This window comes from Candidatus Competibacter phosphatis (genome assembly GCF_012939995.1).
Classification (GTDB): domain Bacteria; phylum Pseudomonadota; class Gammaproteobacteria; order Competibacterales; family Competibacteraceae; genus Competibacter; species Competibacter phosphatis.
Genome location: NZ_SPMZ01000064.1, coordinates 23053 through 36766, shown reverse-complemented (window position 1 = coordinate 36766; position 13714 = coordinate 23053). Strand labels below are relative to the sequence as shown.

Annotated in this window: 11 protein-coding genes and 1 pseudogene; 6 read left to right on the top strand and 6 right to left on the bottom strand. The window is 62.1% G+C overall.

What is annotated here, in order from left to right; all coding sequences use genetic code 11:
• The 4 genes from E4P82_RS17555 to rpsL form a co-directional block, all read right to left on the bottom strand.
• Positions 1–605 (bottom strand): GTP-binding protein (locus E4P82_RS17555; protein WP_169250095.1); only part of this gene is annotated, 605 nt, incomplete at its 3' end.
• A gap of 53 nt (positions 606–658) precedes the next feature.
• Positions 659–2758: an elongation factor G gene (gene fusA / locus E4P82_RS17550; protein ID WP_169250094.1), complete on the bottom strand. Its 2100-nt coding sequence runs from the start codon at positions 2756–2758 to the stop codon at positions 659–661.
• A gap of 17 nt (positions 2759–2775) precedes the next feature.
• On the bottom strand, positions 2776–3246 hold the full coding sequence (gene rpsG / locus E4P82_RS17545) for a 30S ribosomal protein S7 (protein ID WP_169250093.1): 471 nt from the start codon (positions 3244–3246) through the stop codon (positions 2776–2778).
• Positions 3247–3279: 33 nt separating this feature from the next.
• On the bottom strand, positions 3280–3654 hold the full coding sequence (rpsL, locus tag E4P82_RS17540; protein WP_169250092.1) for a 30S ribosomal protein S12: 375 nt from the start codon (positions 3652–3654) through the stop codon (positions 3280–3282).
• 111 nt (positions 3655–3765) lie between these two features.
• Here rpsL and E4P82_RS23300 point away from each other — a divergent pair.
• The 4 genes and pseudogenes from E4P82_RS23300 to E4P82_RS17525 all read left to right on the top strand — a co-directional run.
• Positions 3766–5181: pseudogene (locus E4P82_RS23300) on the top strand (N-6 DNA methylase); the annotation flags it as partial.
• Between the two features lie 1030 nt (positions 5182–6211).
• Positions 6212–6409 (top strand): type ISP restriction/modification enzyme, encoded by a 198-nt coding sequence (locus E4P82_RS23295; RefSeq protein ID WP_312915567.1) that lies wholly within the window; start codon positions 6212–6214, stop codon positions 6407–6409.
• Positions 6410–6531: 122 nt separating this feature from the next.
• On the top strand, positions 6532–6831 hold the full coding sequence (locus tag E4P82_RS22920) for a type ISP restriction/modification enzyme (RefSeq protein WP_312915564.1): 300 nt from the start codon (positions 6532–6534) through the stop codon (positions 6829–6831).
• An 83-nt stretch (positions 6832–6914) separates the two neighbouring features.
• Positions 6915–7250, top strand: coding sequence for a type ISP restriction/modification enzyme (locus E4P82_RS17525; RefSeq protein ID WP_169250089.1), 336 nt, complete (start codon positions 6915–6917; stop codon positions 7248–7250).
• Positions 7251–7278: 28 nt separating this feature from the next.
• On the opposite strand, the gene E4P82_RS17520 is transcribed toward E4P82_RS17525, so the two are convergent.
• Together E4P82_RS17520 and recD are read right to left on the bottom strand one after the other, a co-directional pair.
• A complete protein-coding gene (locus tag E4P82_RS17520) occupies positions 7279–7653 on the bottom strand; it encodes a hypothetical protein (RefSeq protein WP_169250088.1) in 375 nt (124 codons plus the stop codon).
• 267 nt (positions 7654–7920) lie between these two features.
• Positions 7921–9843 carry an exodeoxyribonuclease V subunit alpha gene (gene recD, locus E4P82_RS17515; RefSeq protein ID WP_169250087.1) on the bottom strand — a complete coding sequence of 641 codons (1923 nt, stop codon included), beginning with the start codon at positions 9841–9843 and terminating at the stop codon, positions 7921–7923.
• Positions 9844–9992: 149 nt separating this feature from the next.
• Here recD and E4P82_RS17510 point away from each other — a divergent pair, with 149 nt between their 5' ends.
• Both E4P82_RS17510 and recB read left to right on the top strand, forming a co-directional pair.
• A complete protein-coding gene (locus tag E4P82_RS17510; RefSeq protein WP_169250086.1) occupies positions 9993–11123 on the top strand; it encodes a UvrD-helicase domain-containing protein in 1131 nt (376 codons plus the stop codon).
• A complete protein-coding gene (gene recB / locus E4P82_RS17505) occupies positions 11087–13621 on the top strand; it encodes an exodeoxyribonuclease V subunit beta (RefSeq protein WP_169250085.1) in 2535 nt (844 codons plus the stop codon). Before E4P82_RS17510 ends, recB begins: the two co-directional genes overlap by 37 nt.
• The last annotated feature ends 93 nt before the right edge of the window (positions 13622–13714 follow it).

Here is a 13714-nt window from a genome sequence, read left to right as displayed (position 1 = left end):
ATGTAGGCGTCCATGGCGTCGACCAGTTTGAGGATCGAGGGTTCGCCGATGTCGCTTTGGTCGCCTTCCAGGGCCTTGAGCGCGCTGCCGGTGACGATGGGGACGTCGTCGCCGGGGAAGTCGTAGCTGCTGAGCAGTTCCCGCACTTCCATTTCTACCAGTTCGAGCAGTTCGGCGTCGTCGACCATGTCGGCTTTGTTGAGGTAGACCACGATGCACGGGACCCCGACCTGACGCGCCAGTAGAATGTGCTCGCGGGTTTGCGGCATCGGGCCGTCGGCGGCCGAGACCACCAGTACGGCACCGTCCATCTGCGCGGCGCCGGTGATCATGTTCTTGATGTAGTCGGCGTGCCCGGGGCAGTCGACGTGGGCGTAGTGCCGCTTGGGCGATTGGTATTCCACATGCGCCGTGGCGATGGTGATGCCGCGCGCCTTTTCTTCCGGCGCGGAGTCGATCTGGTCGTAGGCTTTGAATTCGCCACCGAATTGCGTCGCCATCACCTTCGTGATCGCCGCCGTCAGCGTGGTCTTGCCGTGGTCTACGTGGCCAATCGTCCCCACGTTGACGTGCGGCTTGCTGCGCTCAAACTTTTCTTTGGACACCGTACTCACTCCATCCGATTCAAATCTTCAACAACCGTCTTCAGCAAAACGCTTCAGGAGGCTTTCTTGATCACCGCCTCCGCGATATTGGCGGGGGCTTCGTTGTACTTGGCGAATTCCATGGAATAGGTTGCGCGGCCCTGAGTGGCCGAGCGCAGATCGGTGGCATAACCGAACATCTCGGCCAACGGCACTTCGGCGCGGATCACCTTGCCCGACGGCGAATCGTCCATGCCCTGGAGGATGCCGCGACGACGGTTGAGGTCGCCCATCACGTCACCCATGTAATCCTCGGGGGTCACCACTTCGACCTTCATGATCGGCTCCAGCAGCACCGCGCCGGCCTTGAGGGCGCCCTCCTTGAAACCCATCGATCCGGCGATCTTGAAAGCCATTTCGCTGGAATCGACTTCGTGGTAGGAACCGTCGAAGATGGTGACCTTGACATCCACCACGGGATAGCCGGCCAACACGCCCTTCTCCATTTGCTCCTGCACGCCCTTATCCACCGCCGGGACGTATTCGCGAGGTACCACGCCGCCGACGATGGCGTTGACGAACTCGTAGCCCTCACCGGGCTCGCGCGGTTCCAGTCGCAGCCAGACATGGCCATACTGACCGCGCCCGCCGGACTGGCGCACGAACTTGCCTTCCTGCTCCACCGTCTTGCGGATGGTTTCGCGGTAGGCGACGCGCGGCTTGCCGACGTTGGCGTCCACCTTGAACTCGCGCTTGAGACGGTCGACGATGATCTCCAGGTGCAATTCGCCCATGCCGGAAATGATGGTCTGCCCCGATTCGGGATCGGTGTGAACCCGGAACGAGGGATCTTCCTGCGCCAGCTTGCTCAGGGCGATGCCCATCTTTTCCTGATCAGCCTTGGTCTTGGGCTCGACCGCCACCGCGATCACCGGCTCGGGGAATTCCATCCGCTCCAGGGTGATGACTTTATCGGCATCGCACAGGGTATCGCCGGTGGTCACGTCCTTCAGACCGACACAGGCGGCAATGTCGCCGGCGCGAATTTCCTTGATTTCCTCACGGCTGTTGGCATGCATCTGCACCAGACGACCGATACGCTCGCGCCGACTCTTGACCGGGTTGTAAACCGAGTCCCCGGAATTGATCACGCCGGAGTAGCAGCGGATGAAGGTCAGGGTACCGACGAAAGGATCGGTGGCGATCTTGAAGGCCAGGGCCGCGAACGGCGCACCGTCGTCGGCCGGCCGTTCACCCTCGCTTTCGGCGGCATCGTCCAGCACGCCCTTGACCGGCGGCTTGTCGATCGGCGACGGCAAGTAACGCACCGCCGCGTCCAGCATCGCCTGCACGCCTTTGTTCTTGAAAGCCGAGCCGCACAAGGCCGGCACGATCTCGCCCTTGACGGTGCGGGCACGCAAGCCGGCGTGGATCTCGTCCTCGCTCAGCGGCTCGCCTTCCAGATACTTTTCCATCATCTCGTCGGAGGCTTCGGCGGCGGCCTCGACCATCTTTTCGCGCCAAGCCTCACAAGCGGCTTGCATCTCGGCGGGAATGTCGCCGTACTCGAATTTCATGCCAAGGCTGTCTTCATCCCACCAGACCGCCTGCATCTTGATCAGATCGACCACGCCCTTGAATTTATCCTCGGCACCGATCGGGAGCTGCAGCGGCACCGGATAGGCGCCCAGGCGATCCTGGAGTTGCTGCACCACCCGCAGAAAATCGGCGCCGGCGCGGTCCATCTTGTTGACGAACGCCAGTCGCGGCACGCCGTATTTATTGGCCTGCCGCCAAACGGTTTCGGATTGCGGCTCTACTCCGCCCACCGCGCAGAACACCGCGCAAGCGCCATCCAGCACCCGCAGCGAGCGCTCGACCTCGATGGTGAAGTCGACGTGGCCGGGCGTATCGATGATATTGACGCGATGTTCCTCGAACTGGCCGGCCATGCCATGCCAGAAACAGGTGGTCGCGGCGGAGGTGATGGTGATGCCGCGTTCCTGTTCCTGCACCATCCAGTCCATGGTGGCGGCGCCATCGTGCACCTCGCCCAGCTTGTGAGAGACGCCTGTGTAGAACAGGATGCGCTCGGTCACGGTCGTCTTACCGGCATCGATATGGGCCATGATGCCGAGGTTGCGATAGCGCTCGATGGGGGTTTTGCGGGCCACAACTCAATCCTCGCGACTTACCAGCGATAATGGGCGAAAGCCTTGTTGGCTTCCGCCATGCGGTGTACGTCTTCCCGCTTCTTGACGGCGGTGCCGCGACTCTCGGCGGCATCCAGCAGCTCGCCGGCCAGGCGGCGGGCCATGGATTTCTCGCCGCGCTTGCGGGAAGCGTCGATGAGCCAGCGCATGGCCAAGGCAGTCCGTCGCACCGAGCGCACTTCCACCGGGACTTGGTAGGTGGCGCCGCCGACCCGGCGGGACTTGACCTCGACCACCGGGCGAACGTTGTCCAGCGCCTGCTCCAGCAAGCCCATCGGATCGTCCTTGCCCTTTTCGGCTATGGCATCGAGCGCGCCGTAGACGATCTTCTCGGCCACGGACTTCTTGCCGCGCTCCATCATCATGTTGACGAACTTGGCCAGCATCTCGCTCCCGTGCTTGGGATCGGGGAGGATGACGCGCTTGGGAACTTCTCTTCTTCTCGGCATAACCGCCTCAATCGCAATCTGCTAAAGCGAAACTCAGGACTTGGGTCGCTTGGCACCGTACTTAGAGCGCCCTTGGCGTCGCTTGGTGACACCCGAGGTGTCCAAGCTGCCACGCACGACGTGGTAGCGCACGCCGGGCAGGTCCTTGACGCGACCGCCGCGGATCAGCACCACCGAGTGCTCCTGCAGGTTGTGGCCTTCGCCACCGATGTAACTGGTCACTTCCTGACTGTTGGTCAGACGCACACGCGCCACCTTACGCAGCGCGGAATTCGGCTTCTTCGGCGTCGTCGTGTAGACACGCGTGCAAACCCCGCGCTTCTGCGGGCAGCCTTCGAGCGCCGGGACCGTGCTCTTGGTTTTGTCCCTGACGCGTGGCTTGCTTACCAACTGGTTAATTGTGGCCATTGCCCCTTACTCCAGATAAGGCTTTGAAATTCACTCAATCTAGCGGCGGACCCGCGCCGGTCGAACGCCCAGGCCCGCAAAGAGGCGGAACTATAGGCAGGAAGGCTACTTATGTCAAGTTCGGCATGGCCGCGCATGAATCCGAGCCAAGCCAATGCCTCGGCCACTGACGAAGCGCTAGCATGCCACTATTCTGTATCATTGTTTAATTTCTCCAACGCGCGAAACCCCATGCAATCTCCCGCTGAAGCCTACTTCGCCGCTCTGAACGAGATCCGCGCCACCGGCGGCGGCGTCAAGGAAACCTCCTACTACCCGGCGCTGATCAACCTGCTGAACGCGGTCGGGGAGACGCTGAAACCGCGCGTGCTGGCGGTGTCGCAGTTGAAAAATACCGGAGCCGGCAGCCCGGACGCCGGTTTGTTCATCGCCGGTCAACTCCCCAAGGGCGCGAGCGAGCCGTTGCCGGGCCAGTTGCCGGAACGCGGCGTGGTCGAGATCAAGAGCGTGGCGGAAGATGGCTGGCTGACCGCTGGCGGCGCGCAGGTGGGCAAATATTGGGAGAAATACCGGCTGGTGCTGGTCACCAACCACCGGGATTTTCTGCTGGTCGGCGCGGACCACGCGGGTCAGCCGGCGGTGCTGGAAACATTCCGGCTGGCGGATTCGGCGGAGGATTTCTGGTGCCGACTGCGACAGCCGCGCGCTTTCGCCAGGACTCACGGCGAACGGCTGCTGGAATTTCTCCAGCGGGCATTGTTGTGCGCCGCGCCGCTGAACAATCCTCGCGACATCGCCTGGTTCCTCGCCTCGTATGCCCGCGACGCGCGGACCCGGCTGGCGGACAAGCCGGATTTGCCGGCGCTGGCGACGCTGCGCGGGGCGCTGGAAAACGCGCTGGGCCTGCGGTTCGAGGCCGATGACGGCGAGCATTTCTTCCGATCCACGCTGATCCAGACCTTATTCTATGGCGTGTTCTCGGCCTGGGTGCTGTGGCATGGGGAAAATCCCGAGCGACGCGATGCCTTCAACTGGAAGCTGGCGAGTTGGACGCTGCGGGTGCCGATGATCCACGCCCTGTTCGAGCAATTGTCGCAACCGTCGCGGTTGTTGCCGCTGGGCCTGGCCGAGGTGCTGGATCGGGTCAACGGGGTGTTGAACCGAGTGGATCGCGCGGCGTTCTTCGGCCAGTTCGCGGCCGCCGGCGCGGTGCAGTATTTCTACGAGCCGTTCCTGCACGCCTTCGACCCGGAACTGCGCAAGCAACTGGGCGTGTGGTACACGCCGCCGGAAATCGTCCGCTACATGGTGGCGCGGGTGGACACGGTGCTGCGCGAGGAACTGGATATCGCCGACGGATTGGCCGATCCGAATGTGCTCGTGCTCGATCCCTGTTGCGGGACCGGCGCGTATTTGACCGAAGTGTTGCGGCACATCAAGGCGCGGCTGGACGAACAGGGCTTGGGCGATGCGGCCGGGGCCAGGCTGAAACAGGCGGCGCTGGCGCGGGTATTCGGCTTCGAGCTGTTGCCGGCGCCGTACGTGGTGGCGCATTTGCAATTGGGTTTGCTGCTGCACCAGTGGGACGCGGCGCTGGATTTGGATGAGGCGACCGGCCAGACGGAGCGACTGGGTGTGTATCTGACCAATGCGCTGACCGGCTGGCAACCGCCGGACGAGGACGGCAAGAAGCGCATGGCGCAACTGGCGTTGAATTTTCCGGAATTGATGGCCGAGAACAACGCGGCGCGGGCGGTGAAGCAGGAGCGGCGGATTCTGGTGATTCTGGGCAATCCGCCGTACAACGGCTTCGCCGGGGTAGCGATCGACGAGGAACAGGAGTTGACCCGCGCCTACCGCCAGACCCGCCGCGCGCCACCACCGCAGGGCCAGGGCTTGAACGATCTGTACGTGCGATTTTATCGGATGGCGGAACGGCACATCGTCGAACACAGCGGGCGCGGGGTGATCTGCTTCATCTCCAATTATTCCTGGTTGGATGGGCTGTCGTTCACCGGAATGCGGGAACGGTATTTGGAGAAGTTCGACCGGATTTGGATCGATTGCCTGAACGGCGATAAGTACAAAACCGGCAAGCTCACACCCGAAGGCTTGCCCGATCCCAGCGTGTTTTCCACCGATTTCAACCCGGAAGGCATCCAGGTCGGAACCGCGATTGCCTTGCTGGCGAGGAACCCGAAAAACAGCAGTCCCCTCCTCCATTTTCGTCACTGCTGGGGGAAATCCAAGCGCGAGGATTTGCTGAAAAGTCTCGACCCGCCAACAGAGCTGCATTACCAATCGTTGCAACCGCCGCTGGAATTGGGCCTGCCGTTCATGCCGATGCAGGTGCAAGCCCATTATCTCAGTTGGCCGCTTTTGCCGGATTTGCTTCCGGCCTCCTTCCCCGGCGTAAAAACCAGCCGCGACGACGCCTTGGTGGACATCGACCGCGCGGTGTTGGAACAGCGGATGCAGCAGTATTTCGATCCGAAGGTTAGCGATGAGGAAATGCGCCTAATTGCACCGAGCTTGATGAAAATCACCGCGCGGTTCGATCCCAAGCAAACACGCGCAATCCTGCAAAAAACGCAAATTCCGCTCCGAGAATATCGTCAGATACGCTTACCGGCCTTTCGATATTCGTTGGCTTTATTGGGAGCCGGAAACAAAATTACTTGATGAAAAACGTAGCGAGTATTTCCCCCATATTTTTGATGATAATGTTTTTTTTATTCACTACCGGCAGGACTAGAAAACCAATAATTGAACCTGGAATACCAATAAGAGTTCTTAGTGACTTAAACTTTATGGATAGCGGAGCCAGAGGATTTCCATTATACCTGAAGCCTACGCTGCTTGATTCTTCTCACAATCATGAGAAAAATGCCAAACATAAGCAAAATAGCCAGTCAATATTTAGAAAAATCCTCTTGTAACGAGCAAGATTTATTTTTCCATTGCCTGAGTATTCTGCATTCTTTTGATTACCGTTGTGAAAATACTGATGCCATGCGCCAGGACTGGCCGCGCATCCCGCTACCCACCACAAAGGAACGACTGCTGACCTCCGCCGAACTGGGCCGGCAAATCGCCGCCCTGCTCAACACCGAAACCCCACTGCCCGGCGTCAACAAGGCAAGCCGCGCCCGGAACTGGCCAAGATCGCCCTGCTGACCGTTGCCGACTCCACCCCGCTCACCCCGACACATCTCAAACTCACCGCCGGTTGGGGCCATGCCGGCAAGGGCGGCGTCACCATGCCTGGTAAAGGCAAAACCGAAAGCCGCCCGTTCACGGCAATGGAACAACCCGCTCTGGGCGAGGAAACGCTGGATGTGTATTTGAACGCGGGTTGCTACTGGAAGAACGTGCCGCGCCCGGCATGGGAATTCACGCTGGGCGGCTATCAAGTATTGAAAAAATGGCTGTCGTATCGAGAATTGGAATTACTGGGTCGGCCGCTGTCCGCCGATGAAGCATTGGAATTCAGCGGCATGGCTCGCCGAATTGCGGCGCTCGTCCTGCTGCGCCCGAAGCTGGACGAAAATTACCGGGCCTGCGCCGATCAACATATCGAACAGCCGCCCGGTTAATTCCGAATTCAGTCGCTTCAACCCATTCCTAAACGCCGGCTGGACTGGGATGCGGCGGGAAAGCTAATGGAGGCCCCGGAACTCCAACGCTAAATGTTGCCGCTCCAGCATGATAGTAAATATAACATGGCAAGGTTCCTAATCCTGTGATCAGCTTCTCTTTCACATAACTGTTGCCATCAAAGGTATTATCTGCGGTTACCTTAATAATGATATTATCTTTTTTCAAGAAATATTGATGGCACTTATCGAAACAGGGAAAAGCATCCTGGACAATCAAATAGGGACCGGATTTGTTGCCAAATCCTTTATATGCCTCGCGTTCGGCATGAGATTCGGCACTTTTCGACTGAGATTTTACATCGGCGCTTGATTGTTGTTTCCAACTGGTACCATTTTGCACGATATATCCGGCTGAACTACAGGGCATGGTTTTATCTCCTCAAAATTTTCAGTTGTCTTGGATTCAATGATCCATCCAAATAATCCGAGCATTCCAACACTCTCGAAGGCTAAGATCGGGATGACCTGATTCACACCCTGAATTACGGAACCCAATAGGATTTGGATGCAAGACTCGAAAATTTTATTGCCACCATCCCAGTCCGTTAAAATTCTTCCTCACCGAACGTCGATGTATCCCGTCACTTCGCTTCGTCGATCCCGCCGCTCACCGATCCCTCCTCGTTCTCGGCTCCACCCACAAGCGATCCCGCAGGCCCGACGAGCGCCGCAACCGCCGCCCAACCGCCGCCGCGAACACCTCGGGCACACCGTAAAACATCGCCTCCCGCTTCGCCCGCGTCAAAGCCGTGTACAGCAGCTCGCGGCTCAACACCGGCGACGGCTCGCTCGGGGTCACCACCAGCACCTGCTCGAACTCCGAGCCCTGGCTCTTATGCACCGTCATCGCGTACACGGTCTCGTGCTCCGGCAGCCGGGCCGGCGCGAAACTCCGCAGCGCCCCGTCGTTGCCCAGAAAAAACACCTTCACCCGCTCCGGCGCGTCCGGGTCCGGTAGGGTCATGCCGATATCGCCGTTGAACAGTCGCAGGTTGTAGTCATTGCGGACCACCATCACCGGCCGACCCGCGTACCAGATCGAGTGGGTATCGATCAGCCCTTGGGCGAACAGCGCCGCCTCGCACAGACGATTCAGCGCCTCCACTCCAAACGGCCCACCGCGCAGCGCCGCCAACACCCGGAACCGGTTGAACTGCTCGAACACCGCCGCCGGTCCGGCCCCTTCCCGCACCGCCCGCAGATAGGGCGCGAACCCCGCCGTCACCGGTTCCGCCAACCATTCCGGCAAATCGGCGGGATCGGCCAGTTCCTGCCAAACGATATCCTCGTGCGGCGCACCGACCAGCAAGTCCAGCGCCTCGGTCGATTTTCCTCTGTTCACCGCTCGCGCCAGCGCGCCGATACCGCTGTCCGCGCCGAAGCGATAACTGTGGCGCAACAACACGATGGCATCGACCAGCGGCGACGAGGACTCCCGGCCACGCGGCAGCGGTTCGCCGGTCAGTGTCGCCAACTGCATTTGGAACTCCGGCGAGAAACGGCCGGCCCCGGCGCACAGATCGCCCAGCACCGCCCCCGCCTCCACCGAAGCCAACTGATCCTTGTCGCCCAGCAGAATCAGCCGCGCCTCGGCCGGCAGCGCCGTCACGGTCTTGGCCAGCAGCGCCAAACCCACCATCGACACCTCGTCCACCACCAGCACGTCCAGCGGCAACGGGTCATCGCGGTTGTAGCGGAAATAGACCGAATCCGGCCGGGCACCGAGCAGACGGTGCAAGGTGGACGCTTCTTCGGGAATCTGCGCCAACTGCTCCGCTTCCAGATCCAGCAACGGCTTGGCGGCGCGGATCGACTCCTGCAAGCGAGCCGCCGCCTTGCCGGTCGGCGCGGCCAGGGCGATACGCAACGGCCGTTCGACCGCCTGCCCGGCCAACAACGCCAGGATGCGCAACACCGTGCTGGTCTTGCCGGTACCGGGTCCACCGGAAATCACGCAGACCTGCTTCAGGGCCGCCACCGCCGCCGCCACCTTTTGCCAGTCCGGGCCGCTCAGTTGCGGATGATGCGGAAACAAACGGTCCAGATCGGCGCGCAACCGTGCCTCGTCCACACTCGGCGACGCCGCCTGGGATCGTCGCAGCAGATCGTCCGCCAAGCACTGTTCATATTCCCAATAGCGGTACAGGTACAGCCGGCCGCGCCGATCGAGCACCAGCGGCTGGCGCTCCCCCGGACGGCCCACCACCGAACTGGCTCGCAAGCTCGCCAACCAATCGCCGACCGGCGGCGGCGCGACCGGCGACGGTTCGGCCGATTCCGTCTCGGCACCCCATGACCGCCGCCGCGCCCACTGGCGCAGGTTGATGCAGATATCGCCCTGCCCACTGGCGTGGCTGGCCAGCGCCGCCGCCAGTGCCAGATCCGGCGAGCCCCCGTCCGCCAGCCGATTCATGAAGCGAGCGAAATGCACATCCAGATCGCTCAACAAACCCTGCTCGTACAGAACCGACAGGACCGGGTCCGCGTTCGCGGCCGGCAAGGCATTCTTTGAACTGGCGTTTTCGCTCATTGCGGCTATCCTGGTCATGGCAAGACCCCGATGATCGTTGCCAAGGCTCCGATCCCCGGATTTTTCATCTCCCAACCCCTTTTCAGCGGAGCGCGGGAACCCCCAAGCCGGTATGCTGTTCGGCAACATTCCCGTTTGCGACATCCAACATGCAGCGCCTGGACCCGCTTTACACCCCGCTGGCCGGCTTCAACCTGATCGAGGCCAGCGCCGGCACCGGCAAAACCTACACCATCACCGCGCTGTACGCGCGCTTGGTGGTCGAGGCCGGCATTCCGGTCAGCCGCATCCTGGTGGTGACCTACACCAACGCCGCCACCAAGGAACTGCGTGACCGCATCCGCGCCCGGCTGAGCGATATTCGCGCCGCCTTCCTGCGCGGTCGCGCCGCCGAGCACGACGAACTCGCCACCCGCCTGCTTGATCTATCGCCGGACCGGGAAATCGCCATCCGCCGGCTGAGCAACGCCGTGCGCGGTTTCGACGAAGCCGCGATCTTCACCATTCACGGCTTCTGCAAGCGGGCGCTCGGCGACAATGCCTTCGAAAGCGGTCTGTCTTTCGAGACCGAACTGATGGCCGATACCGGCGACCTGCTGCAAGAAATCGTCGAGGATTTCTGGCGGCGGGAGTTCTACGCCGGCTCGCCGCTGGTGGTGCAATATTTTCTGGACGAACGCTATAGCCCGGACAAGCTGCTTGGTCAGATCGAACGCCATCTGGGCAAGCCCTATCTACAGGTGGTCACGCCCAACGCGGAGGCGGACGGCCCGACGCTCGAACATGCCTTCGTCGCCGCGTTCCGGCAGGCTCGCGCCCTCTGGTTGCAAGATCGCGCCGCCATCACCAAACTGCTACTCGAATCATCCAGCCTCAACCGGCAGAAATATGGCTTGAAACACATCCCCGGCTGGCTGGAAGCGATGGACGCCTATCTGGCGGCGGAAACCCCCAAGCTCGTCCTGTTCGACAAGTTCGCGCAATTCACCGCCACCAAACTGCAAGCCTCGACCAACAAGGGCAAGGCCACCCCCCAACATCCGTTTTTCGACGCCTGCGCAACGCTGCAAACCGCCTGCGAGGCGCTGGTGGATTACTGTCGGCATCAGATTCCGGTCAAATTGCTGGCCTACTGTAATACCGAACTGGCCGTCCGCAAGCGCCGACAACAACTGCAATCCTACGACGACCTGCTGCTCGATCTGCACGCGGCGCTACGCCATCCCCGACAGGCGCGGCGCTGGTGGAAACCCTACGCCACCGCTACGCCGCCGCCCTGATCGACGAATTTCAGGACACCGACCCGGTGCAATACGCGATTTTCCGCGATATCTACACCGACGCCGGCAAGCCGGTGTTCCTGGTCGGCGATCCCAAACAGGCCATCTACAGCTTTCGCGGCGCGGACATCTTCGCCTACCTGACCGCTCGGAACGACACGCCTGACGCCAACCGCCACACTCTCGACGTGAACTGGCGGTCCGATCCACGCCTGCTGACCGCCCTGAACGCCGTATTCGGCGCGGTCGGGAACCAGCCGTTCCTGTTCGACGGCATCCCCTTCCATCCCGCGATCCCGGCCGACGGCAAGCAGCGGGAACCGCTCTGGATTCAGGGGCAACGGGAACCGCCGTTGCAGGTCTGGCTGCTGGAACCGGATGGCGACAAACCGCTAGACAAGGGCGACGCCAGCCGCCAAGCGGCGCGGGCCACCGCCGCCGAAATCGCCCGCCTGCTGAATCTGGGCGCGCGCGATCAAGCCCGCATCGGCGACCGGCCGTTGACCGGCGGCGACATCGCCGTGCTGGTGCGCAGCCACTGGCAGGGACGTCTGATTCGCGGGGAATTGCTGCGACTGGGCGTGCCCAGCGTCCAGCACGCCGACGACAACGTATTCGTCTCCGACGAAGCGCTGCAACTGGAATGGCTGCTGGCGGCGGTGGCGGAACCGGGCGACGAGGGCCGGGTACGAACGACGCTGGCCTCCGATCTATTCGGCCTGAGCGGCGAGGATCTGCATCGCTTGCGCGAGGCGGAACAATCCTGGACGGCATGGCTGGAAAAGTTTCAGGACTACCGGCTGTTGTGGCGCGAGCACGGTTTCATGCGCTTCTTTCGCGCTTGGCTGACCGGCGAGGAAGTCCCACAACGACTGCTGGCTTTCCGTGACGGCGAGCGGCGTTTGACCAATTTGCTGCACCTGGCCGAACTGCTGCAGGTCGCCGGCCGAACCCATCCCGGCATGGTGGGCCTGCTCAAGTGGCTTGGCGACCGCCGCCGCGTCCCGACCAACCGGGACGAGGAACAGCAGTTGCGGCTGGAAAGCGATGAAAACCTGGTGCGGATCGTCACCGTCCACAAGAGCAAGGGGCTGGAATACGACGTGGTGTTCTGCCCGTTCCTGTGGGATGGCCGTCTGCGCGCCGACGGGAAAGGCGGCACGGCCTTGCTGTACCACGATCCCGCCGACGCCGGCCGAGCCATCCTCGCCGTCGGCGCGGATGAAGAGCACCCCGCCCGACAACACGCCCGCCGCGAGGAACTGGCCGAGAACCTACGACTGTTCTACGTTGCCCTGACCCGCGCCAAACAACGCTGCACGCTGGTCTGGGGCAAGATCAAGGAGGCCGAAACCGCGCCGCCGGCCTGGCTGCTGCACCACCCGCCGGTCATCGGGCCATCCCAGGACCCGCTGAAGGTGACTCGACAGCGCTTCAAGGACCTGACGACATCGGCGCTGCGCGGCGACTTGCAAACCGTCTTTGCCGCGGCGGGCGAGACGATCGCCATCACGCCGCTACCGATGGCATCCGGCCAGCGCTATCGGCCGCCGGCCCTCGCGGAGACGGCGTTGCAAGCACGCGAGTTTACCGGACCGCTGCCGGAGTTCTGGCGGGTCGGCAGCTTTACCGCGCTGACCGCCGGTCATTCGGTCGAAGCGCCCGATTACGACATGACCGCCACGATTCCCGAAGCGGCGGAAGCAACCGCCGTTGCCGCACCCAGCAAGGGCATCTTCGAATTTCCGCGCGGTGCCCGGGCCGGGGTCTGCCTGCACACCCTGTTCGAGCGACTGGATTTCACACAAGGTGAAGACGAGCGGCTGGAAACGCTGGTTGGCCGAACACTGACGGGCCACGGACTGGATGCGGCCGAATGGACGCCGGTGGTGGCTGATCTGGCGCGACGCGTGCTGGCGACACCCCTGAACTCCGCCGGACTGCGGCTGGCGACCGTGACGACGGATCGGCGTTTGAACGAGATGGAATTCACCTACCCGCTCGCCAAGCTGCGCGCCGATGCCTTGCGGCGCGTGCTGGAGCGGCACGGTTACGCCACCGGCCCGTTCCGGGACATGATCGAAACCCTGGAATTCAACCCCCTGCGCGGCTACATGAAAGGCTTCATCGATCTAGTATTCGAGGCTGACGGCCAGTTCTGGCTGGTGGATTACAAATCCAACTGGCTCGGCGCGGAACCGGCGGCCTACCGGCGCGAGCGCCTGGACGAGGCCATGGCCCGCGAAGCCTACCTGCTGCAATACCTGATCTATACCGTGGCATTGCACCGTTACTTGCGATTGCGGCTGCCGGACTACGACTATGAGCGGCATTTCGGCGGCGTGTTCTACCTGTTCCTGCGCGGCATGGACCCGGCTCTGGGACCCGATTGCGGCGTGTTCCACGACCGGCCGGCACCAGGGCTGGTGACGGCACTGGACGAACTGATGGCCACCGGAAACGCCGGGGCCGACGGCGTCGCGCTGGATACCGGTTGACGCCTGCCCGGCCGATGCGCATCGCGGACCGCCGCCGACCAATCGGATGTCACAATGATTGGAAATTGACGTAGAATTTTCCAGACACTCGGC

Coding starts and splice junctions, on each gene's coding strand:
- E4P82_RS22920 (WP_312915564.1), top strand. CDS start 6,532: ATGAGAAAAATGCCAAACATAAGCAAAATAGCCAGTCAATATTTAGAA.
- recD (WP_169250087.1), bottom strand. CDS start 9,843: ATGAGCGAAAACGCCAGTTCAAAGAATGCCTTGCCGGCCGCGAACGCG.
- rpsG (WP_169250093.1), bottom strand. CDS start 3,246: ATGCCGAGAAGAAGAGAAGTTCCCAAGCGCGTCATCCTCCCCGATCCC.
- rpsL (WP_169250092.1), bottom strand. CDS start 3,654: ATGGCCACAATTAACCAGTTGGTAAGCAAGCCACGCGTCAGGGACAAA.
- E4P82_RS17510 (WP_169250086.1), top strand. CDS start 9,993: ATGCAGCGCCTGGACCCGCTTTACACCCCGCTGGCCGGCTTCAACCTG.
- E4P82_RS17525 (WP_169250089.1), top strand. CDS start 6,915: ATGCCTGGTAAAGGCAAAACCGAAAGCCGCCCGTTCACGGCAATGGAA.